The 1,113-nt window shown below is 47.5% G+C and carries 2 pseudogenes; both read left to right on the forward strand.

Annotated elements, in window-relative coordinates:
• Nucleotides 1–1,020 (forward strand): annotated as a pseudogene (locus ACUU1I_RS20690) (DUF3440 domain-containing protein); the annotation flags it as partial.
• Nucleotides 993–1,113, forward strand: a pseudogene (locus ACUU1I_RS20695) (hypothetical protein); the annotation flags it as partial. The pseudogenes ACUU1I_RS20690 and ACUU1I_RS20695, both read left to right, overlap by 28 nt.

Below are 1,113 nucleotides of genomic sequence, written 5' to 3' on the forward strand. Positions count from 1 at the left end.
CAATTCTCTTGCACCATTAACTATGTTCAGTCCCTGCGCGAGTTGTACACCGATGTCATCGAAGAGTTTTACTGGGTTGCGCTCCCGCTTACGACGCAAAATTCCCTTTCACAATACCAACCCGAATGGCAGTGCTGAGAACCTGATGTCGAATGGGTGCGTCAGCCCCCGCAAGATGCGATAACCGCTCCTGACTTTTTCTGCTTTTACCAGCCAGGCATGACCTTCGAACAATTTGTACGTGAGTTTGCCGAATGGTTTTCACAAAAACGTCCGGCGGCGATGATGATCGGCATCCGTGCGGATGAGTCCTACAACCGTTTTGTCGCCATCGCCAGTTTAAATAAACAACGTTTTGCCGACGATAAACCATGGACTACGGCCGCACCAGGCGGTCATAGCTGGTACATTTACCCCATTTACGACTGGAAAGTGGCTGATATCTGGACCTGATATGCAAATCATCAAAATCTCTGCAACCCACTGTATAACCTAATGTATCAGGCAGGCGTTCCTCTGCGTCATATGCGAATTTGCGAACCTTTTGGCCCGGAGCAACGACAAGGATTATGGCTCTATCACGTTATCGAACCGGATCGCTGGGCTGCTATGTGCGCACGAGTCAGCGGGGTAAAAAGTGGCGGCATTTACGCCGGACATGACAATCATTTCTATGGGCATCGGAAAATCCTCAAACCAGAACATTTAGACTGGCAAGAATATGCATTATTGCTGCTCAATAGCATGCCGGAAAAAACAGCTGAGCATTACCGCAATAAAATCGCCATTTATTTGCACTGGTATCAGAAAAAAGGCATCGAGATTCCACAAACCCAGCAAGGGGACATTGGCGCGAAAGATATTCCCTCCTGGCGGCGGATATGCAAAGTTTTACTCAATAACGATTACTGGTGTCGGGCATTATCATTTAGTCCTACGAAAGCGAAGAACTATCAGCGTTATAACGAACGGATAAAAGGAAAACGTCAGGAATGGGGGATACTATGCAACAACGATTAACGCAGGATTTAACGCAATTTCTCGCCAGCTTGCCGGAAGATGATCGCATCAAAGCGATTAATGAAATCCGCATGGCGATCCATCAGGTTAGCC

The sequence above is a fragment of the Shigella sp. SIG3 genome (assembly GCF_053555855.1).